Genomic DNA, 22,759 nt, shown 5'->3' on the forward strand with positions numbered 1-22,759 from the left:
ACAGCGGCCATATCATTGCCTTTTTCAATATCAATCACCTGCCAGCCAAAAGCTTCCCACTTGGCACGTAGGTCTATCAGGTCCATGACCTTTGCGGTAGGACCATCTATCTGCTGTCTGTTCAAATCGATGGCTGCGATGAGGTTGTCCACTTTGTGGTGGGCTGCATACATGGCAGCTTCCCAAACCTGACCTTCCTGCTGCTCTCCATCACCCATTATGACATAGACCAGTTTGTCGTCCTGATCGAGTTTCTTGGCTTGGGCAGCACCGATTCCTACAGAAAGTCCCTGACCCAGGGAACCGGATGCAATCCTGATTCCGGGAAGTCCTTCCTCAGTGGCCGGGTGGCCTTGAAGTCTGGAGTTGAGTTTACGGAAAGTGCCAAGCTCCTGTACGCCAAAGTAGCCGCTTCTGGCCAAAACGCTGTACCACAAAGCTGATACGTGACCGTTGGAAAGGAAAAAGAGGTCTTCACCTTTGCCTTCCATTTTGAAATCACTGTTGTGCTCCATTTCATTGAAATAAAGCGCTACAACATATTCGCACATGCCAAGGGCTGCGCCGGGATGGCCGGACTGTACGGCGTGGACCATACGCAGACAATCCCTCCTTACTTGGGATGAGATTTGCTCTAGCTGATCGATTGATTTTTTTTCCATTGTATTGGAATTATTTGAGTATTTGATTGGTGTGTTCTTTTGTTTTGACTTTATCTATAATCTCTTCGATGACACCATTTTCATCAATGATAAATGTAGTCCTTGCGGTACCCATGTATTTTCTTCCATACATGGACTTTTCTACCCATGTTCCGTATGCTTCATGGACTGACTTGTCTTCATCTGCGATGAGGGTGAAAGGAAGTTCTTGTTTTTCGATAAATTTTTTGTGGGATTTTTCTGAATCAGAACTTATTCCCAATACGACATAACCTGCTTTTTGTAAAGCCTCATAGTTGTCTCTGAGGTTACAGGCTTGAGCGGTACATCCTGGTGTGTTGTCTTTGGGATAAAAGTAAAGAACTACTTTTTTACCTTTAAAATCAGATAGTTTTACTGTGTTGCCATCCTGATCTTTGGATTCAAAATTTGGTGCTGCTTTTCCTACTTCTACTGACATAATGTTTTCGTTTTAGCGCTTTTGATTTAATTTAAAGTGCTACGATAGGTGGCTTCGTTGCCTGCCATATCACGCACTTTCAATAGAACCTCTCCTTTGAAAGGTTGTTTATTCATTTTCTCTGACCAAATGACGTTTTGCTTGTGCTCGTAGCGCATCAGTATCCATTCTCCGTTTACGAATGCTTCAAAGTCTCTGATACCGGATTTGTCATCCCTGATAATAAAACGTATTTCGTCGGAATTGACCCTGACTGCTCGGATAAAAGGTGCTACACGGTCCTCATCTAGGACAAAAGTACCAAAATTTCTGGTTTTGAACCGTATACCATTTTCTTCCCATGTACCTCCGACAAAGCTTTTTCTTCCATTTGAAGCTTGAAAATACACATGTGTGCGCGTTTTGTCCTCATCAAACGTCGTGTTTTTTAAGAAAACCTCGATATTGCTTTGAAGGTATTCTTGAGGTGAATTTACTTTGACATAAGAGGATTTACCTTTTCCACCTTTTTCAAGCTTAAGGAAAAGATCATCTAAAAGGCTATTTTCTTCAAACAAAATATCTACATCCTGATGATAAAAGGCAAGGGCTGCACCATAAGGGATTTTCTTTTGGACAGATGGAATGATTGTTTCGGTACACAGCTCGATCCTATCAGGTACACCATAACTCATATCCCAAAGGTATACTCTTTTTCCACCTGCAATGTAGGCAGGTGGCAGGTCCATCACATGACCATGCACATGAACTTCCGCCATTTCTCCCCATTCAGATGGACCTGTTTGAATCTGCATGACTTCCCTATGATATGTCACCACTGTCGGAGAATTTGAGGATGGCTTAATGCGGTTAACCTGTAATGGCGCATCTTCTCCTTCAACCTGAAAAGCCAATATTCGGGTGTTTCCAAAGTAATCTTTCATGGCAAGGTTGATGTCTTTTCGTTGTCCCGCTGCGGCAGTCAAGGCACCGGAGCTCAAACTGTCAGATGAATAAAGGTTCATTTGATTGTTGGGAGTCTGGTATACCTTTGTGAACCTGTTTTGGTGGGCATGACTCAGCAAAAACCTGCTTTTGTAAAAGTCAATATGATCCACATTGATTCTGAAAAGTGACTTTTCATCTTCTTTTAATTCAAAGATCGGAATTCCAAAAGTATTGCCCACGCCATCCATTTTGTCAATTGCATAAATTTCAAGGCCAACTCTTCCGGTGATCTTTACCGCCTGAGGAAGCAAATATTTACCTCCCTCGATCAAGGGAGTAAATTCTTTTCTGGCAAACTCACCATCTACTCTTGATAGAAAGTCCAATGGTGTCAGTGCTACCCTGTACAAAATCGGAGGAGTATTGTCTACTACTTCTTTCCAATTGTACTTAAATGGATCGATTGCATGGTCAAGGGTGTCCCTAATTTCAAAATGCAAATGAGGTCCTCCTGAACTGCCTGTATTTCCGCCATTTCCTATGATTTCACCTCGTTTGACCGGCAGCTCCTGTGGCTCTAGAAATACTTCCAGGTCATTCTTTTGCTCCTCATACATTTTTTTTCTCATGACATCCATGATCTTGGGTGAGAAATTTCTGAGGTGGGCATAGACCGAAGATTGGCCGTCATTGTGCCTGATATACATGACGTTACCATAGCCATAAGATGAGACTTTCATGCGGTACACATAGCCGTCGGTAATGGCTAAAATAGGTTCGCCGTCTACACCACCTATTTTGACATCAATACCTGAATGGAAGTGATTTGGCCTGATTTCAGAAAAGTTTCCAGACAGGAATGCCCTTTGTCCTGGTTTGACAGGGAACAAATAGTCCTGAGCCTGAAGCCCTAATGTGAAGAAGAATAAGAATAAGAGTGGAAATCTATTTAATTTCAAAATCGAGCAACTTTTTATCTTCTATAAAGGCTTCCAATCTGTCTCCAACGTTGATTTTTCCTACACCGGATGGTGTTCCTGTAAAAATCAAGTCGCCTTTTTTCAAGGTGAAAAATTTAGAGACGTATTCGATGATACTTCCAAAATCAAATAACATCAAAGAAGTATTACCCTTTTGCTTCAAGTCTCCATTGATTAGAAGATGAAAGTTGATGTTATCCAATTGCGGTAATTCTGCTAGTGGAATGAAATTTCCAACGGGAGCAGAACCATTGAAAGCCTTGGCGATTTCCCAGGGTAAACCTTTGGATTTACATTTTTCCTGTAAGTCTCTGGCGGTGAAATCAATACCAATACCTATCTCTTCAAAATACCTGTGGGCAAATTGCTTTTGGATGTATTTTCCCTCTTTTGAGATTTTTAACACCAATTCAACCTCATGATGGATGTTTTCAGAAAAATCAGGATGGAAAAAAGGAGCGTTATTTTTAAGTACTGCAGTATCAGGTTTGAGAAAGACTACAGGCTCCGAAGGCCTTTCATTATTAAGTTCCTCTATGTGTTCGGTATAGTTTCTGCCAATGGCAATGATCTTCATGAGAATTTGAGTCTGAGTGTAGGACAAAATAAGGTATTTTTTTGCAGTCCATCATACCGATTTCTATAAAATTGACGATTGGAAATATTAGTTTTAAGACCTGCCTGCTTGCCGACCAACAGGTTTTAGAATTGGGTTCGAGTCTGTTCAGCTGTTAACGTCGCTGTGAGTGCCTGCACTCTCTGCCCCAAAAACCTCAACATTCACCTTCGCCGCCGTGTTGTAATCATCCATGGCACCCTAAAGATGTCTCACTTCGTTCGACATGACAAGGTGAAGACAATTTTATTTTTATTCATCAAATAAGAAAGACCTAAACTGTTAGGTCATTCCTACTTTTAACCATAAACAAAATAACATTTAACAATCCAGTCACCAACCCTATCAACATTAGCCAATCCTCCCACCAACAAGTATGTTCTCAAATAACAAATCACCCCTCATTTTCTTCCAAATAAAAACTCCTCAAGATATACTGCAGCTGCTCATATTCTATCAAGAAGGCATCATGTCCGGCTGAAGAATGGATTTCTTTGTAACTGCCTTTTTGGACATGGTTGGCTATAAATTGTGACTCTTCTTTAAGAAACAAGACATCTTTGTCTACACCGATGGCCAGCACTTTGGATGGGATACTGGCAAGGGCCTTTTCCACTCCACCACGACCTCTCCCCAAGTCATGACTGTCCATGGCTTTACTCAGCACCCAATAAGAAAAGGCATTGAACCTATTGGCCAATTTTTGGCCCTGATACCTGAGGTAGGAAGATATCCTAAACCCATCTAATTTCTCCTCCTTATCTGACTGTTTATTTGTGAAATCTTCTGGATGTCTGTAGGACAACATGGCGATAGCCCTAGCGGCCTCAAGCCCTTTTTTGCCTGCGTCAGGTTTGTTTTGTCCCCAAGTACCATCAGCTTCTATGGCCATTCTTTGGGTTTCATTAAAACCAATGGTCCATGAAGATGTCTTGGCATTAGATGCCAAAATCACGGTGTGTTTGACTTGCTCTTGAAGCAGATAAGCCCACTCCAACGCAACCTGTCCTCCCAAAGACCCTCCGATCAGGGTGTGGATGGAAGAAATACCCAAATTCTGTCTTAGGTGTTCCAAGGATTTGGCAATGTCCTTGGTGCTTAAGTTTGGAAAATCGTAATAATAAGGTGTACCTGTCTTTGGATTATCAGAAAGCGGATTTGTAGATCCATAGCAACTCCCCAACAGATTGGCGCAGACAATGAAGTGTTTGGTGGGATCAAAAAACTTGTCCTCACCGATCAAACCGGACCACCACTCTTCCACCTTGGCATCGCCTGTCAAAGCGTGTATCACCCAGATGACATTGTCTTTGGCGGTGGTCAGATGTCCACGTGTGGTATAGGCAATCTCAAAGCCTTCTAGTTTTTCACCCGACTCCAGTTCTAACACACCATCATGTTTGTAGCACTCTTCTGCCATATCAATAATCAAATAGTTGCTTTCTAGATTCATACTTTATAGTAATTCAAAAATGGGTTCCAGGACTATATACCTGGAACCCGAGTATTGGAAGTTTTAGGACAATGCTTCGAAAGCTTGTGTCAAATCGGCTTTGATATCCTCAATATGTTCGATCCCCAGCGAAATCCTAAGAAGTGTAGGAGTTACCCCAGCAGCTAATTGTTCTTCATCACTTAATTGTTGATGCGTGGTAGCAGAAGGCTGAATTATCAGGGTTTTGGCATCTCCAACATTAGCCAAGTGAGATATCAATTCAAGTTTGTTGATAAAGCTTGAAGCACTTTCCTTGTCTCCTTTTAGTTCAAAACTCAAAACGCCGCCAAAGCCATTGGTCAGGTATTTTTTCCCCAACTCATGGTAAGGAGAGCTTTTAAGACCAGGATAGTTGACTTTTTGTACTTTTGGATGTGCCTCAAGCCACTCGGCCAGAGCCAAGGCATTGTCCACTGTTCTTTGAACCCTCAGAGAAAGGGTTTCTAATCCTTGTAACAATAGGAATGAATTAAAGGGGGAGAGGGCAGGACCAAAATCCCTTAAGCCCTCAACCCTTGCACGTATGGCAAACGCGATATTTGGTAATCCCAAAGGATTGTTTTCTCCGAATATTTCCCAAAACTTCATTCCATGATATCCTTCAGAAGGTTCTGTGAATTGAGGGAATTTACCATTTCCCCAATTGAAATTGCCTCCATCGACGATGATACCACCGATAGATGTGCCATGTCCGCCGATCCACTTTGTAGCGGAGGCAGTTACAATATTGGCACCGTGTTTTAAGGGTTGAAAAAGGAAACCACCTGCGCCAAAAGTGTTATCCACTATAAGCGGGATATCGTTTCTTTTGGCTAATTCGGCAATGGCTTCAAAATCAGGTATATTGAATTCAGGGTTGCCGATAGTTTCCAAGTAGATTGCTTTGGTTTTTTCATCAATCAATTTTTCAAAATCTGCGGGATCGTTTCCTTTTGCAAATCTGGCCTCAATTCCGATTCTCTTAAAGGCAACCTTGAATTGATTGTATGTGCCACCGTAAAGAAATGAAGTGGAAACAAAGTTATCTCCTGTTTGCAGGATGTTGTTCAATGCCAAAAACTGGGCGGCCTGTCCTGAAGCTGTTGCTAAAGCTGCCACACCACCTTCGAGTGCCGCAATTCTTTGCTCAAATACATCCGTAGTAGGATTCATGATCCTGGTATAGATATTTCCAAATTCTTTCAGGGCAAAAAGATTTGCTCCATGTTCAGCCGAATTGAAAACATAAGAAGTGGTTTGGTAAATAGGAACTGCCCTAGAATTTGTGGTTGGATCAGGAGCTTGTCCTGCATGTAGTTGAAGGGTTTCAAATCTGTAGTTAGACATAGGAGTATTGTTTAATGGTTGAGTTATGGTTAATTAATATTTGATTTTGAAAATTCGGTAAATTATTGATCGGATATGCGAAGGCCAAGTTTCTAAGAAACCTGAAAAAAGCAGAAACCCCCGCTCAACTGTGTTGGACACAACAAGAGCAACAACGCAACATATTGATAGTACCAATATTGATTGTTTTAGCGAAACTGGGTAGCGGAATGATCCTTTTTTGTAAATTCATTGGTATAAGAATTTATATTTCCGAAGGACGAAATTATCTATCGGCAGGAATTGGCACCTTGGATTTTCCAGGTTGCCAGAGGGTCATCGAGCCTGTCTCTAACCTCTTCTGTATAAATCCTAACACAAAAAGTGCAAGGATGACACAAATAAAGATGCTTCAAATTGGATATGCAAGGATTGTATAAAAGTTTTTTAAAAAAACATTCTTTGTCAGTATATAGATTTGTCATAAATGCCAAAGATATTTTTCTTTTAAATTATCTGTGGCCGAGATTTTAACTAATTCACTATTAACGATTAATCTTTTTACTTTCTACAATACCTGTTTCCAAGTTTCTTAAACCTATTTTTTCCATAAAAACTGGCACTCCTTTCGCTATGCGGAATTCATAATTAATCTAACTTATGAAAACTAAATCACCCCTAAAATCAATGGCCTTCCGAAGGTCATTCTCTTTCTCAAACATGAAGCGAGTTAATGCCATAGCTTTCCTGGTTTTTTCAATTTTCTTGTTTGGCGCATGTGCTGAATCTGACCTTGAAACAGTCGCAGAGATTCAAGAAGACTTTTCTGGAATCAATGTTATCGAGGTTGACTCTGAATTCTTGGATGTTACTTATGTGGGCAGTTCTGGTCAACAACTAGTAAATATGAACGCTAGCTTGAGGTCCAACTCTAAAAGAAGAAATGAATTGGTTTACCAAGTGATTGAAAATAAATTGAAAATCAGCGTCAATACCAAAGGAGGAATCAGAAGTCTGAGGTCGGAAGGAAGTATTGTACTCACAGGTCCTAGAAATATCAAATTGGAAATGCAATCAGGATCAGGTAACCTTGAAGTCAGCAATGTAACAGGCACCGAATTAAAACTTGAAGCCGGTTCAGGAAAGATCATTACCAAAAACATCAATTCCCCTGTAATTATTCTAAATGGAGCTTCGGGGAATGTTTTTGCCGAAGATCTGTCAGGAGTTGTATTCGCAAATATTTCTTCTGGACAAATGGAGCTCAAAAGAATAGATGGAAATGTAAATGTGCAAGGAGCCAGCGGACAGATTAAAGTCATGTCTGTGAATGGACAGGTAAAAGCTAATATCTCATTCGGTAATCTTGAACTTTCTGAAGTAAAATCTTTGGGAAGAATGGAAATATCTTCGGGTAAACTATTTGCCACAGCAACGGGCCTTGGCAGTGAGACTTCTTTGAAGGCAAGTTCTGGGGAGATTTATATCCAAACACCCAGCAACTTATCCCAATTCAACTTTAATATCACCACGGGAAGTGGTACTGCTAGAGTAGGAGAAAGTGTTGCTTCTGGCACTTTAAATATCAATAATGGCTCATCTTTTACCATTAGAGGAGAAGTGAACTCAGGTAAAATTGAAATCGTAAATTAATTTCAATTTGAACACATCCATTTTAGTATGAGGCTGTTTCATATACTCTTTTTGATTGTACAAGTTCAAATGACAACATAAAATGATTTCTCTGATTGCAGTGGCTTATAAAAAGAAATTTTGCAATTAATCCCCTTACTGAGAAGTTTAGAGGAATCGGAATGTAATTTGAATTACAATTGGTGTATGAGATAGCCTCAATATTGAAGTCTGATTAGGCGTTGAATTTTTTGCAAATGTGATAGATTCATCTATCATCCATTCAAACATTTATTTCCTTTTCTTTATATTCAAGGAAAAGAATAAACCTATGAAGACCGAAAAAGAAAAAATGCTTTCAGGTGAGCTTTACATGGCTTCGGATGATATACTTTCTAATGAAAGATTACATGCTAGGGTAATGCTCAAATCTTTGAATGACAGTCTCCCTGATGAATCAGAAAAAAGGGCAGGCGTACTTATGGAACTAATGGGGAAAATAGGTAAAAATTTCCATATCGAACCTCCCTTTTACTGTGATTATGGCTATAACATTGAAGCTGGGGATGATGTATTTTTCAATTTCAACTGTGTCATCTTGGATGTATGTTCCGTTAAAATAGGGAATAGGGTTCTTTGCGGCCCAAATGTTCAGATTTACACAGGTACTCACCCCATTGATGCGCAGAGCAGAGGTACCTTGATAGAATATGCCAAACCGATAAGCATAGGAGATGATGTTTGGATAGGCGGTAGTGCTGTAATCTGTCCAGGAGTCACCATCGGAGCAAGGTCAATTATCGGAGCTGGTTCTGTTGTGACCAAAGACGTACCGGAAGATGTCTTGGCTGCAGGAAATCCATGCAGGGTCATCAGAAAATTAGTTTAAAATTAGAGATAAAGGCTTATTGATTTTTTAAGCTTTTAAGAATATCAATATCCGCAATCATGCCACTAATCAATTAAAAGATTTTTTTTGGGCAAACCTGCACCAATGGATACCTGCACTCCGGTAGGTAAGTTGGATGCGATATGGTGGACAAGTTATTTACTGATATTGGATCGAAATCACGGGTTTATTCTTGTTTAAAGATTCTACTGGTTTCAAAGGGTACATACATATATCATAAGTATCAATTCAAGTCGTATGCGGAAGAAGTATTGAAATGTAAGAAAGTGTAAAGGATATGTTCGCCCTGAAATTTTAGAAAAAGAAACATGGTATTTTTAGAATAAATTAGTTTTCTTTCCACTTATAATTGGGATTCTGTACTATTCTTCTCTTTCAAAAATCTTTGATTAGTTGGTAAAAATTTTCTTGACATTTTATGAATTTAAGTTGTGGTTTACAGATCAAGAATTTAAGAGAAAGAAATTAGAAGACATCAGATTTGAAAGTTCTGCTAAGTCAGTTTCCCTTGTATAGAAATAACTAATACGATCTGGTATAGGAAGAAATAATTATAATGCTGTTTAATTCAATAGATTTTGTAATCTTTCTCCCCATTGTTTTTGCAGTTTTTTGGGTCATACCCAAGGAAAATAATTCATGGAGGAATGCATGGTTATTATTGGCCAGTTATGTTTTTTATGGTTGGTGGGACTCAAGGTTTCTATTGCTGATAGTTTTTAGTTCAGTGGTAGATTTCTTGGTCGGCAATAATATGGCGCAAAGCAAAAGCCTGAAAAACAGAAAATTGCTTCTTCTTTTGAGTTTGTGTGTAAATCTAGGACTCTTAGGTTTTTTTAAATACTACAATTTTTTCCTTGACAATTTTGTTAGTGCTTTCAGTTTTTTAGGTCATGATATTCAATTTAGAGGATTGGAAGTAGTATTGCCTGTAGGGATAAGCTTTTATACTTTTCAGACATTGAGTTATACGATAGATGTATATAGAAATAAAATACCCGCCGAACGTTCTGTTTTAAAATTCTTCACCTATGTTGCATTTTTTCCACAATTGGTGGCTGGGCCAATAGAAAGGGCTAGTAATTTACTTCCTCAATTTTCCAAACCTAAAACATTTGATTATCAGGAAGCTGTGATGGGACTTAGGCAGGTGCTGTGGGGTTTTTTCAAAAAAATAGTAATTGCTGATAATTGTGCCTTTTATGCCAATCAGATTTTTGAGCAACATGAGTTTTATTCTGGCAGTACACTTTTGCTAGGAGGTATTTTATTTGCGTTTCAGATTTATGGAGATTTTTCAGGTTATTCTGACATTGCAATAGGGATTTCCAGAACTATGGGCTTCAATTTAATGCAGAATTTCGCCTTTCCTTATTTTTCTCGGGATATCGCAGAGTTTTGGAGGAGATGGCATATTTCTTTGTCGACATGGTTTAGAGATTATCTTTATATCCCATTGGGAGGAAGCAAAGGAGGGAAGTGGATGCAATTGCGCAACACCATGATTATTTTTGTTGTGAGTGGGTTTTGGCATGGGGCAAATTGGACTTTTATTGTTTGGGGAGCACTCAATGCCCTGTATTTTATCCCGCTATTACTGTCCGATAGAAATAGAAGAAATTTGGAAATTGTAGCCAAGGGTAGAACTCTACCAAAGGTGGGGGAAGTCATAAGCATTTTAGGAACATTCATGATCACAGTATTGGCTTGGATTTTTTTCAGGTCACCTGATGTAGGTTTCGCCTGGAATTATCTGACAAATATTTTCTCAATATCACTATTTAGCATTCCGGAAATAATTCCATTGCCAGTTTTTATGCTCTTAAATATTTTTTTGTTGATTGAGTGGTTTGGTAGGGAAGGTGAGTTTGCATTAGCCAGGATTGATTTTGCCTTTTCAAAAACTTGGCGATACGTCTTTTATTACTCATTATTATTTTTGATGTTTTGGTTTGGTAATCAGGAGCAAGAATTTATATATTTTCAATTCTAAAAAATGAAGAAGTTTGTTTACAAGTTGATGAAGTTTTGGCTGGCACTTCCTTTAATGTTTATCATTTGGGCATTTCCAGTTCGTATGTTCCGAATGCAGCAGGTTGATGGATTTCTTCAAAAAGCAAGCTCCAAGGAAATCGTCCTTTTGGGTGATTCTCAAATCCAACGGATTGATCCTGATTTATTTGACATTCCTACTTGGAATCTGGGTAATTATGGAGAGCATTACTACTTTACCCAAATAAAAATTGAAAGGCTTTTGGAGAGGGACGATAAAAAATTTAAAGCTCTTTTGCTGTCTATTGCTCCCCATAATTTTTCGCCGGTATTCATCAAACTCTTTGATATTAGCACGGTGGAAGGGAAGAATAATATAAGGAGGTATTTTTATTTTGGTCTTAATGAAGAGTTTTTTAAACCTTCTGACTTGTTATTGCCACGGGTTGCAAGGTATATTTATTTTGGGAAACCTGAAGTTGGTGGATTTTACTCTCCTGATGTCTTGGAGGAACCTGACGAAGGTATAATTACCGAATCATTGGGAAATCATTACGATGAATCTGGGAGGTTGGCTTTTGAGCAATTAGATTATATCAATAGGATCGTCAAGATTTGCGAAGAAAATGATATTTCTTTGGGCTTTTTGACAACTCCTTATCATCCTGAATATACTAAAAGGGTAGAACAGCAATATTTTGAATTGTTTGAGGAAGTATTGAAAAGTTATTCCCATATTCCGCATGCCAATTTTACTGATTATGATGACCCATCCTATTTTGAAGATGGCAATCATCTCAACAAAAAGGGTGCAGCAGTGATCTCTCCACTCATCAACGAATGGGTCAAAGAGAACCTATTATCGGCTCAAAAAAAATGAGTGAAACTCAGTATTCACTGAAACAATACCTTTTATCAGATTTTCCCTTGGTACTTTGGATGAATTTTTTTGAGATTCATAGGTCTTTTAATTCCTGTTTCGTGACAGATAAATAAGCCGTTTCAGCCGTTTGCATATTCATTTGCAACAAAATGTAAGTAGTCGACTTTTTAGACCTGAAACAAAAAATTCACGTGGCTGACATATTGATTTATTGAATCATTTTTTTTCGCCGTTAATCTAAGAATTGGGTTTCCGTCTATTATTTTTTTTTATCTTTAATGATGTTCAAGGTTTGATTTGACGGTATCAGTGCACTTATTTTAGGTTTGAACGATTTATAAAAATTTGCTTTAGTATTTGTTTTATGAGAAAATTATTTGCATTTACAGCAAGATTGATTGCTAAAAAAAGAAAAAATAGATTAGTTGAGAGTTTGTATCAAAAGCTTGATTTGTTTTTGAAAAAATCCAATAACCTTAACTTTTATGGCCATTCAAATGGTGAGGTAAATGTTTTGAAAGTACTAAGTGATTATGATATAAAAACAGTCTTTGATGTTGGGGCGAATAGAGGAGAATGGATTAAGTCAGCAAGTGAATTTTTTCCAAAAGCCAGTTTTCACGCTTTTGAATTAGTGCCCAGTACATTTTCAATGCTTGAAGAAAACTTGAAGGGAATGGATCAGGTCAAATTAAACCCATTTGGATTGTCTGATTTTACAGGAAGTATTCCAATATATGTGGGACCATATGATGATATTTCCACTACATTTAAAGTAAAGGGGACTGCGGCTCATGAAGAGTATTATTCGGAAGAGTTAGAATGTAAAGCTTTTACAGGTAAGGAATACATGAGTAGCGTGGGTGTTGAAGAAATTGACTTTTTAAAAATAGATACAGAAGGAAATGATTTTAGGGTAATAAAAGGATTTGAAGAGCAAATCAAAAAAGTTAAAGTGATACAATTTGAGTATGGGATTTTCAACATTTCCTCGAAGGATTTGCTGTGTGATTTTTATCATTACTTATCTGAAAATGGCTTTAAAGTAGGTAAAATATTTCCCGAGCATGTAGACTTTACACCCTACCATTTTGACATGGAGAATTTTCATGGAGGTAATTTTCTTGCAATAAGAAATGATATGCCAGATCTACAGAAAAGGTTCTCTTAATGCATTTTGAAGTTTTGAATTAATGAAATGATAGTTCAAAACTTTTTTTATGACCCTAAATCCTTTACCAATTGCTAATTGGACAAAGTTTGAGAGTTTAGGTAAATAACAGATTACTTATAACCACTATTTTCTCTTCATTTTCCTATTTGAACCTTTCTTTGTTCCGTTCTTCCATTTTGCAACCGATTTCATATTGTTAATGTATCGACAATCATAAAGCTTGTGCAAACGTTTTCCATATTCAGATAAAATGAATAATTTGCCTCTCTAAAATAAATTCTCAAACCTATTAAACTTATTAAAACCCAAAATTATGGCTAAGACATATTTTCCAGGAGTTGACAACATAAAGTATGAAGGTAAGGGCTCTAAAAACCCTTTTGCCTTCAGGTATTATAATCCAGATCAGGTAGTTGCCGGCAAACCTATGAAGGAGCATTTCAAATTTGCCATTGCTTATTGGCATACCTTCTGTGGCACAGGTGGAGATCCATTTGGCCCAGGAACAATGAACCGCCCATGGGACGAAAATGCTGATGCTATTCAGCGAGCCAAAGATAAAATGGATGCTGCCTTTGAATTTTTCACCAAAATCGGAGCAGAATATTATTGTTTTCATGACATTGACCTGATTGATGAAGGGGCTACTTTGGAAGAGTACGAGGAGCGTATGCAAATCATCACTGACTATGCACTTGAAAAGCAAAAGGCTACCGGAATCAAATTGCTATGGGGTACAGCTAATGTCTTCAGCAACCCGCGCTATATGAATGGCGCTTCTACCAATCCTGATTTTGACGTATTGGCTTGGGCTGGTACTCAGGTAAAGAACTCCATTGATGCGACCATCAAGTTGGGAGGTGAAAATTATGTATTCTGGGGTGGTAGAGAAGGCTATATGTCCTTGCTCAATACAGACATGAAAAGGGAAACTGAGCATTTGGCTAAATTCTTGACCATGGCGCGCGACTATGCTAGGTCCAAAGGTTTCAAAGGCAATTTCCTGATCGAACCAAAGCCAATGGAGCCTACCAAGCATCAGTATGACTACGATGCAGCAACTGTGGTTGGCTTCTTGAGACATTACGGTTTGGACAAAGACTTCAAACTGAACTTGGAAGTAAACCATGCGACCTTGGCTGGACATACTTTCCAACACGAACTCCAAGTGGCTGTAGATGCAGGCATGTTGGGCAGCATTGATGCCAATAGGGGGGATTATCAGAATGGCTGGGATACAGATCAGTTTGCCATCAACTTGCAGGAATTGACCGAATCCATGTTGGTGATTCTTGAAGGCGGAGGAATCCAAGGCGGAGGAGTCAATTTTGACGCCAAAGTGAGAAGGAATTCGACTGATTTAGAGGATTTATTTTATGCTCATATCGGAAGTATGGACGCTTTCGCTAGAGGTTTATTGATCGCAAATGAGATTTTGGAAAAATCCGAATACAAGTCCTTGAGAAAGGAGAGATATGCTTCTTTTGATTCAGGAAATGGTAAGTCATTTGAGGAAGGCAAATTGACATTGGAAGATCTTAGAAATCACGCCAAGTCAGTAGGTGAGCCTAAACAAAGAAGCGGAAGACAGGAGTTGTTTGAGAATATTTTGAATGATTATATTTAAATACCATACAATTGGGAAAATAGAACTTGAATTTGATTTTATCTTTAAGTTTTTAGATTCTACATATTAATCCTAAGGAGTTGGGTTTGATCAATTGATCAAACCCATCTCCTTTCATTTTTTAATTAACTTTTAAGTTTTCTTATTTTTTTATAGATTTAATCATGGTAGTTTTACATAGATTAATTCTTGTAGTGTTTTTATGCTGCTTTTGTCATGGAGTATTCGGACAAATCAGCTTTGGTGAAAGAATTGAAACCATTAAGGAATTCACCTCTCAGCCTGTGTGGATTAAAACTTTTGAGGAGCATTTCTTTGCTTACCAGTCGAATGTGGCAGATGCTGAGCGACAGATTGATTTGAAGATTTTTGTTGCCAATCAGGATTTCACAAACCATAAGATCTTAGATGTCCCCCTCCGTTGGAGTCATGTGATCAAGAAACAAAAAGTATATGGGGATAAAATCTATTTTTTATGTGAAAACACCGATCATCATTTAAATGAAAATTACCTTTTAACCGTTGATCTAAACTCAAAAGAGGTAGAAGAATTGGAGTTGAATACCACCATAAAAGAAAGAATCACAGATTTCGATGTTCTAGGTAAAACCGTTTTATTGATGTTTTACAGTCAAAAAAGGTTGGTCGCTCAAGCTTTAGAAATCACCACCGATAAAATTTTTACAGTAGAGGATGTGTTTCAGCCCGGAATGACCCTTCAGGAAGTTTATCATGATGAGCTTTCAGGGGTATTTAATTTGATTTTTAATTTTAGAACTCGTGATAGTGGCAAGTCTTATCTTATGTCGACCATCAACAAAGAAGGTGTTTTGCTTAGGAATTATTTATTTGAAAGCGAATATAAAAACAGGGAAAATATTGAAATTTTGCTTTCTGGAAGTGGTGCCCTGAAATTTATTGCGGGAACTGTAGGTTTGACTAATCGGGTTGGCTATAATGGATATTACGCAGGGTATTTGGCAGAAGGAAGCGATCCTTTCAACAATATTATTGAGATCAATGACCTGCCTGGATTTTTTGGTTTTGAAAAAGATGGTGGGGAAAAAAGTATGAAAAAATGGGAAAGGTCTAAAAACCCATCTTTGAATGGCGTGCTCTCAGCAAAGGATTTGATACAAAATGAAAAAGGTTATTTATTACATTCTGACCACTTTTTAGCGGTTGGAAATTCATTTTACATTAAAGATGGGGTATATGATCACAATTATTATCGTCTCAATCCAATGAAAAATCTTTCCATCGGAAGGAAAGGAGGAATGGACGATAGTTTTATCGATCAGACTGGTCAATATGTTAAAAGAGATTTAGGGGATCCGAAAATTTATTTTTCTTTTATATCATCTCATTTTGTACAGTTTGACAACAATGGAAATGTCTTATGGGATTATGCCATTCCCTTGCCCAAAAAATCAACTTTTGTTCCTCTTTCCTACGGTCAATTCGTATCTGGAAGTGGGGATCATTTTGTATATGAGTTTGATGGGAAGCTTTTCTATTCCCAAATTTTAGAAGGAGAAATCAAAGAGTTAAATCAAGAGATAGAAATCCCAGAACCTCAAAAATCCAATAAAATATTAAAGGTAGAAAACTATGACTTGGAGTTGAAATCATTAAATAATGGGTCATTCCTTCTATCTGGTAGACAAAAATTAAGGTTTGTGGATGATAAGGATGAGGTTGTTGATCAAGTCTCGTTTATTTTTCAGGAATTGAAAGTGAATGAATTTTGACTTTGAACCTGACAGGTTTATTGGCCAAAAAAGTATTCAAAATCCAATTGAGCTGTAAAAAACTTGTCAGGTTTCCTGCAATAAATTTTAATTGACTAAGTAGGATTAGTAATTATTTTTAATTGAGCTTTTACAACTGCCTACAAACTTTTGCAAACATCATTACAATAAGTAAATTGGTTTTTAGTGATGTCAGGTATAAGTGTTTTAATGCTTATCAAGAAGTTTATATCCCCCAAATGCCCAGCTCTATGAAAAACCATTATCTCTTAATTATTCTTTTAGGTTTTTTCTCCTGTAAATCTCCAGAACAAGAAGACAGCAAGCCCAATATTTTACTGATCCTAACTGATGATCAAGGTTGGGGGGATCTTTCTTACCACGGCAATGAACTTGTGGAAACCCCACATATTGATGCATTGGCAGGTCAATCAGTGGTTTTTGACAGGTTTTATGTTTCTCCAGTCTGTGCCCCGACAAGGGCAAGTTTGCTGACGGGGAGGTACCATATTGCTACAGGTACCACTTGGGTTACCCACAGGATGGAGGTGATGCGGGAAGAAGAAGAGACCATTGCAGAATTCCTGAAGCCTCATGGATACGTTTCAGGCCTTTTTGGAAAATGGCATCAGGGTCAACAATTTCCACATGATCCCATTGGACAGGGTTTTGACGAGTTTTTTGGTTTTTCCGAAGGACATATCAATAATTACTTTGATACCAAGCTTAACCATAATTTTGAAGAGGTGCAGACTTCGGGCTACCTGCCGGATGTACTGACTGACCAAACCATGGAATTTATGTCCAAACAGGATCAGTTTTTTGTAATACTATCTTTGAACACACCCCATAGCCCTTTTCAGGTTCCGGATCGTTATTTTGACAAGTACAAGGCCAAAGGCTTGGATGATAAGGATGCCTGTGTCTATGGTATGGTAGAGAACATTGATGACAATGTAGGTCGCTTAATGGACTACCTTGAGGAAAGTGGGAAAATTGACAATACAATAGTGATTTTCATGACCGACAATGGGCCGAACGGAATTCGATATAATGGCGGTATGAAAGGTAAAAAAGCTGACCTTGATGAGGGTGGGGTTCGGGTGCCGTTTTTTATTAAAATTCCAGGGTACGAACATCAATTGATAAAACCTTGGGCGGGACATATTGATATTTTGCCAACTTTGGCTGATCTCTTGAAGCTTCCTGTTCCGGATGCTTTGGAGATTCATGGAAAAAGTCTCTTGCCATTGATGGAAGATGAAAGCAATTGGAGAGACAGGTATTTTTATACCCACCATGTACACTTAAAATTTGATACCATTCCCGGCGCGATCAGAAATCAGGAATATTTACTCACGTTGAAAAACAAGGAAAAGGCACTTTTTAACCTGATCAATGACCCTTTTCAAAAGCTTAATATCCTTGAAGAGGAAAGGAGTCTTGCCTTTGAAATGGAAAACCAGTATCGCTCATGGTTAGAAGCAATGACTGTAAAAGGAGTAGAGCAGCCATTGATACAGGTGGGGCATCCAAAAGCGCCAAAAATTTGGCTTCCTGCACCTGATGGGAAGAGATATGGAAATGTAGCTTTTCAGGGAGATTGGGGTTGGGCCAATGATTGGTTTATTGGATTTGCATCCCCTGAAGATGTTGTCCAATGGGAGATAGATGTGGTGGAGAATTCTACTTACGAGGTTTTTCTTCAGATGAGTAATGAAAGTCCGCTTACACTCCTTTTTTCCGCAAATAATCAAGAGACGAAAATAGGAATTGATCAGCCCAATACAGCAACTCTCATTCCCAATCAAGATAGAGTGCTTAGGGGCGAAGTAGAGGAATATATTTGGCCAGAATTACCTTTGGGCAAAATTAAGTTTGAAAAAGGGAAGCAGAACCTTAAATTGGGATTGCTGGAAAATTACCCCGATGACCTTTCCATCAAAGGACTGATTTTAATGAAACCTACCGATTGACAAGAACCCAACCAACCATCCTATGCGCTTTAAAATCTATTCTTTTTGTTACAGCCTCTTATTTGTCTTTAATTTTTCCTGTGAACAAAAGGAAGAAGAAGTAAAAAGGCCCAATATTATCTTTATCATGTCTGATGACCATGCTTACCAGGCCATTTCAGCTTATGATGATCGCTTGATCCAGACACCTAATATTGACAGGATTGCTAAAATGGGGATGTTGTTCACCAATGCTAGCGTAACCAATTCTATTTGTGCCCCATCGAGGGCCACCATCCTTACAGGTAAACATTCCCACCTCAATGGGAAAACAGACAACCATTTTCCCTTTGACACCACCAACGTCACCTTTCCCCAACTTTTTCAGGAAGCAGGATACCAGACAGCGATGTTTGGCAAACTTCATTTTGGAAATAATCCAAAAGGTTTTGACCAATTCAAAATCCTTCCTGGCCAAGGAACCTATTACAATCCCACATTTATCACTAAAAATGAGGGGACTTATGATGTAGAAGGTTATGTCACGGATATCATTACTGACATGACCTTGGATTGGCTTCAAAATGAACGAAAGGAAGAAGAACCATTTATGCTGATGTATCTTCACAAGGCGCCTCACCGAGAATGGCTTCCCGCTGAAAGGCATATGGCAGAATTTACACAGAAAGAATATCCTGAACCTGTCACCCTTTTTGATGATTATTCAGGCAGAGGTTCGGCGGCAAAAGAAGCTGAAATGAACCTATTGACTCACATGAATTGGGCGGGAGATTCCAAAGTGTATCCGGATGTCATGGATGAATTGGGAATTCCCGATGCCTCCGGTTGGGACAAAGGGGCATTTCAAAGGGAAGTTGGCCGCATGAATGAAGCTCAAAGGGCCAATTGGGATAAAACATACGGCCCTGTAAATGATGATTTCAAAAAAGCTTTTCCTGACATGAATGAGAAGGAGAAAATGCAATGGAGGTATCAGCGCTATATGCAGGATTACCTGGGTACCATAGCTTCAGTAGATGAAAATGTAGGTAGAGTTTTGGATTATTTGGAAGCAAATGGATTGATGGACAACACGATTATTGTCTACACTTCTGATCAGGGGTTTTATCTGGGTGAGCATGGCTGGTTTGACAAAAGGTTTGTTTACAATGAATCCTTCAAAACTCCCCTCTTGGTGGCATGGCCTGGGAAAGTCAAAGCTGCCAGCAGGTCTGATGAGATGGTTCAAAACCTGGATTTTGCTCAGACATTTTTAGAGGCTGCCGGTATCAATGCCCCATCGGATATGCAAGGGGAAAGCTTGATCCCGCTGTTGAAAGGAGACAATGATAAATGGACAAGGGATGCTGTATATTACCATTATTATGAATATCCATCTATCCATATGGTCAAGAGGCATTATGCCATAGTCACCAAAGAATACAAACTGATTCACTTTTATTTTGACGTGGATGAATGGGAGTTGTATGATCGAAAAAATGATCCTCATGAATTGAAAAATGTATACAATGATCCCGAGTACACAGACATTAAAAATAAGCTTCATGAAGATCTTAAGGATATGCGCAAAAAGTATGGTGACTCTTCCCAGATCAGCCAAAGACTTTTGGAAGAATACTTGAGGCAATTTGAAAAGAAAGGTGCTGAAGGTTTCAAAGATGAACAATTGCAGAAAATACTGAAAATGGACACCCAACTCAATTTTGAATGATAATGAAATTACGAGTGGTACTTATTTTGACCTTTATAAGCCTTTCAACCATGGCCCAACAAACCCCCAATTACGATGAAAGTATAGTTCCACCCTTAAGTTTGCCTGATTTGTTTGTCAGTCAAAAAGGGATTCCGATTCGAAGTGTCGATACTTGGGAAAATGAGAGGAGGCCTGAGTTGCTAGCGCTTTTTGCCACTGAAGTGTATGGTCAGCTTCCGACCGATTTTGACAAGATCAGTTTTGTGGAAAAAAAGGTTGAGTCGCACTTGTATGAGTCTGTAGCTCAGATGCAGGAGATTACCATCAAGGTGGAAAGAAATGGCAATGCAGTGAACATAAATCTGTTTGTATTTAAACCGAAGGAGGTAAGAGGAAGCTTACCCGTTGTATTATTGATCAGTCATAGAAAAGTGTCTGAGCTTATAGAAAACGTTGAAGATAAATTTTTTGCGATTGAGGACATCGTTTCACGAGGTTTTGCGGCTGCGGTATTTGATGTGGAGGACGTTTCTCCTGACGACAAGAACCGGTTTAGCCATGGGATTTTAGACCAACTCTATCCCGAGCAACTCCAAATGTCCGATGGCATGAGAGGGCTTGGTGCTTGGGCTTGGGGAGCAATGAGAGCGATGGATTATTTTGAATCCAATGCAGATTTTGAAACAGAAAAATCCATGGTGGTAGGCCATTCCAGAGGTGGTAAGGCAGCACTTTGGTGCGGAGCCAATGATACCCGATGGACCATTACCGTTTCCAATGAATCAGGTTGCGGTGGTGCAGCCCTTTCCAAAAGGAAATATGGAGAAACCGTCGAAAGGATCAATACCTCCTTTCCGTTTTGGTTTACTGATAACTTCAAGCAATACAATAGCAAGGAAGAGAGCATGCCCTTTGACCAACACATGCTTTTGTCGCTGATCTCACCGAGAGGGCTTTATGTGGCTTCTTCCAAAGATGACCAATGGGCTGACCCAAAAGGCGAATACCTGTCTTTGCTTAACGCAGCGCGCGTATATTCGGAGTTATATAATTCGCCACAGGACTTGCCAAAAATATTCAACCCTGATGTCAATACCAATCACCTCAGCAGTATTGGTTACCACCTTCGTGAAGGTGAACATGACTTGAGTGCTTATGACTGGGAGAGATTTTTGGATTTTGCGGAAATGAAGTTTTCAGCACTCAAATGATCTCGTTAATCCTCACCAAATTTGAATTTATCCAACCCGAAAGATTAGTTTGATATTTATGGATATTGGATATTAGTAGATACTGATCCTAGTAAAGTATTGGGTTGTAAATTGAATTTTTAATTTGAAAAAGGCTTCTTTAAGAATAATTGTAGATCCTCAAATAAAATATACATGGGGCTCATCATTTCATAGCCACAATTAGGCTATTATATTGCTTTACCAAAATATCAATCAATATCCAATATCAATAAGTATCTGAAATTCAGTCAAAAAACCATATGTCAAGCCCCTACAAATCCCTTTTCTCCCTTCCTGAAGATATCCACTACTTGAATTGCGCCTATATGGCTCCCCAACTCAAATCAGTGGAACAAGTAGGTATTGAAGCCCTTCAGAAAAAGAATAACCCCACCCAGATCAAGCCTATACATTTCTTTGAACAGGCAGCTGTTTTGCGGGAACAATTTGGAACTCTGGTCAATGCCTCTGCTGAACAATGTGCCATTATCCCTTCTGCCTCCTATGGGCTGATGAATGCGGTCAACAATTTACCTTTGAACAATGGGAATGAAGCATTGGTGGTGGGAGAGGAGTTTCCAAGCGGTTATTTCAGCATTGAGCGATGGTGCAAAGCCAATGGTAAAAACCTGAAAGTTCTTTCCAGACCTGAAGAACTAGACGGGGTAGGGGAAAAGTGGAATCAGACCATTTTAGACAGTATAGATTCGAATACTGCTGTGGTTTTGATGTCTACGGTGCATTGGACAGATGGAACCAAATTTATGCTTGAAGCCATTGGTGAAAAGTGCAGGCAACACAATGCCTACCTGATTTTGGATGGTACCCAATCCGTAGGAGCTTTGCCAATTGATGTCATGGCCTGTTATGCTGACGCCTTGGTATGTTCCGGTTACAAATGGCTGTTAGGCCCTTACTCTATAGGAATGGCTTATTATTCAGAGAAATTTAACCAAGGAATTCCGCTGGAAGAAAGTTGGATGAACAGGAGCAATGCTCAGGAATTTTCTTCCCTGACCAATTACGCTGACGCTTACAGTCCCGGCGCAGGAAGATACAACATGGGTGAGTTCAGTAACTTCAACCTGGTTCCCATGTTGAGTGAATCCATCCGACACATTTTGGAATGGAGAGTGGATACGATAGAAAACCATAACCGTGAATTGGCAGCACCTCTTTTTCCTTTCTTACATGAAAAGGGCTTCGCAGTAGGGGAAGAGGCTTATCGCTGTGCACATTTATTTGGAATTCAATTGCCGAATCATATCAAAAAAGAAAAACTGCTGGCCAACCTAGAATCTAACCGAGTCTTTGTATCCGTAAGAGGGGAGGCGATCAGGATTTCACTGCATTTATTCAATACAGCCGACGATATTCAAGCGCTGATGGATGTATTAGATCAACCATCCAAATAATTTTTGGCTTAGCCATACAATCTTTTTTT

17 protein-coding genes and 1 riboswitch are annotated in these 22,759 nt (G+C 38.9%); of the genes, 11 read left to right on the forward strand and 6 right to left on the reverse strand.

Annotated elements, in window-relative coordinates; all coding sequences use genetic code 11:
* From CLW00_RS20580 to CLW00_RS20605, 6 genes are all read right to left on the reverse strand, one after another.
* Positions 1–662 (reverse strand): transketolase (locus tag CLW00_RS20580; RefSeq protein ID WP_106135603.1); only part of this gene is annotated, 662 nt, incomplete at its 3' end.
* A 10-nt stretch (positions 663–672) separates the two neighbouring features.
* A complete protein-coding gene (gene bcp, locus CLW00_RS20585) occupies positions 673–1,122 on the reverse strand; it encodes a thioredoxin-dependent thiol peroxidase (RefSeq protein WP_106135604.1) in 450 nt (149 codons plus the stop codon).
* 26 nt (positions 1,123–1,148) lie between these two features.
* Positions 1,149–3,008 (reverse strand): M23 family metallopeptidase, encoded by a 1,860-nt coding sequence (locus CLW00_RS20590; protein WP_106135605.1) that lies wholly within the window; start codon positions 3,006–3,008, stop codon positions 1,149–1,151.
* Positions 2,995–3,606, reverse strand: coding sequence for a fumarylacetoacetate hydrolase family protein (locus tag CLW00_RS20595; protein WP_106135606.1), 612 nt, complete (start codon positions 3,604–3,606; stop codon positions 2,995–2,997). The genes CLW00_RS20590 and CLW00_RS20595 overlap by 14 nt, the downstream gene beginning before the upstream one ends.
* Before the next feature lie 433 nt (positions 3,607–4,039).
* Positions 4,040–5,098, reverse strand: a complete 1,059-nt coding sequence (locus CLW00_RS20600; protein WP_106135607.1) for a homoserine O-acetyltransferase family protein — start codon at positions 5,096–5,098, stop codon at positions 4,040–4,042.
* A gap of 63 nt (positions 5,099–5,161) precedes the next feature.
* A complete protein-coding gene (locus CLW00_RS20605) occupies positions 5,162–6,466 on the reverse strand; it encodes an O-acetylhomoserine aminocarboxypropyltransferase/cysteine synthase family protein (RefSeq protein ID WP_106135608.1) in 1,305 nt (434 codons plus the stop codon).
* A gap of 241 nt (positions 6,467–6,707) precedes the next feature.
* Positions 6,708–6,817: riboswitch (SAM riboswitch) on the reverse strand.
* Between the two features lie 348 nt (positions 6,818–7,165).
* On the opposite strand from CLW00_RS20605, the gene CLW00_RS20610 reads away from it, so the two are divergent.
* From CLW00_RS20610 to CLW00_RS20660, 11 genes are all read left to right on the forward strand, one after another.
* The gene (locus CLW00_RS20610) at positions 7,166–8,098 is read left to right on the forward strand and encodes a DUF4097 family beta strand repeat-containing protein (protein ID WP_170073260.1); all 933 of its coding nucleotides are present in this window, start codon (positions 7,166–7,168) and stop codon (positions 8,096–8,098) included.
* A 310-nt stretch (positions 8,099–8,408) separates the two neighbouring features.
* A complete protein-coding gene (locus CLW00_RS20615; protein WP_106135624.1) occupies positions 8,409–8,966 on the forward strand; it encodes a sugar O-acetyltransferase in 558 nt (185 codons plus the stop codon).
* A 577-nt stretch (positions 8,967–9,543) separates the two neighbouring features.
* Complete coding sequence (locus CLW00_RS20620) at positions 9,544–10,980, forward strand: MBOAT family O-acyltransferase (protein ID WP_106135610.1); 1,437 nt, start codon at positions 9,544–9,546, stop codon at positions 10,978–10,980.
* A gap of 3 nt (positions 10,981–10,983) precedes the next feature.
* A complete protein-coding gene (locus tag CLW00_RS20625) occupies positions 10,984–11,859 on the forward strand; it encodes an SGNH/GDSL hydrolase family protein (RefSeq protein WP_106135611.1) in 876 nt (291 codons plus the stop codon).
* A gap of 367 nt (positions 11,860–12,226) precedes the next feature.
* A complete protein-coding gene (locus CLW00_RS20630) occupies positions 12,227–13,033 on the forward strand; it encodes an FkbM family methyltransferase (protein ID WP_106135612.1) in 807 nt (268 codons plus the stop codon).
* A gap of 316 nt (positions 13,034–13,349) precedes the next feature.
* Positions 13,350–14,663: a xylose isomerase gene (xylA, locus tag CLW00_RS20635; RefSeq protein WP_106135613.1), complete on the forward strand. Its 1,314-nt coding sequence runs from the start codon at positions 13,350–13,352 to the stop codon at positions 14,661–14,663.
* Between the two features lie 164 nt (positions 14,664–14,827).
* On the forward strand, positions 14,828–16,414 hold the full coding sequence (locus CLW00_RS20640) for an aryl-sulfate sulfotransferase (RefSeq protein ID WP_245917428.1): 1,587 nt from the start codon (positions 14,828–14,830) through the stop codon (positions 16,412–16,414).
* A 251-nt stretch (positions 16,415–16,665) separates the two neighbouring features.
* The gene (locus CLW00_RS20645) at positions 16,666–18,390 is read left to right on the forward strand and encodes an arylsulfatase (RefSeq protein ID WP_170073261.1); all 1,725 of its coding nucleotides are present in this window, start codon (positions 16,666–16,668) and stop codon (positions 18,388–18,390) included.
* A gap of 22 nt (positions 18,391–18,412) precedes the next feature.
* On the forward strand, positions 18,413–20,101 hold the full coding sequence (locus CLW00_RS20650; protein WP_106135615.1) for a sulfatase family protein: 1,689 nt from the start codon (positions 18,413–18,415) through the stop codon (positions 20,099–20,101).
* Positions 20,102–20,151: 50 nt separating this feature from the next.
* Positions 20,152–21,294, forward strand: a complete 1,143-nt coding sequence (locus CLW00_RS20655; RefSeq protein ID WP_245917430.1) for a glucuronyl esterase domain-containing protein — start codon at positions 20,152–20,154, stop codon at positions 21,292–21,294.
* A gap of 281 nt (positions 21,295–21,575) precedes the next feature.
* Positions 21,576–22,730: an aminotransferase class V-fold PLP-dependent enzyme gene (locus CLW00_RS20660; RefSeq protein ID WP_245917431.1), complete on the forward strand. Its 1,155-nt coding sequence runs from the start codon at positions 21,576–21,578 to the stop codon at positions 22,728–22,730.
* Positions 22,731–22,759 lie beyond the last annotated feature (29 nt).

The organism is Mongoliibacter ruber, assembly GCF_003003005.1.
In the GTDB taxonomy this organism is placed as follows: domain Bacteria; phylum Bacteroidota; class Bacteroidia; order Cytophagales; family Cyclobacteriaceae; genus Mongoliibacter; species Mongoliibacter ruber.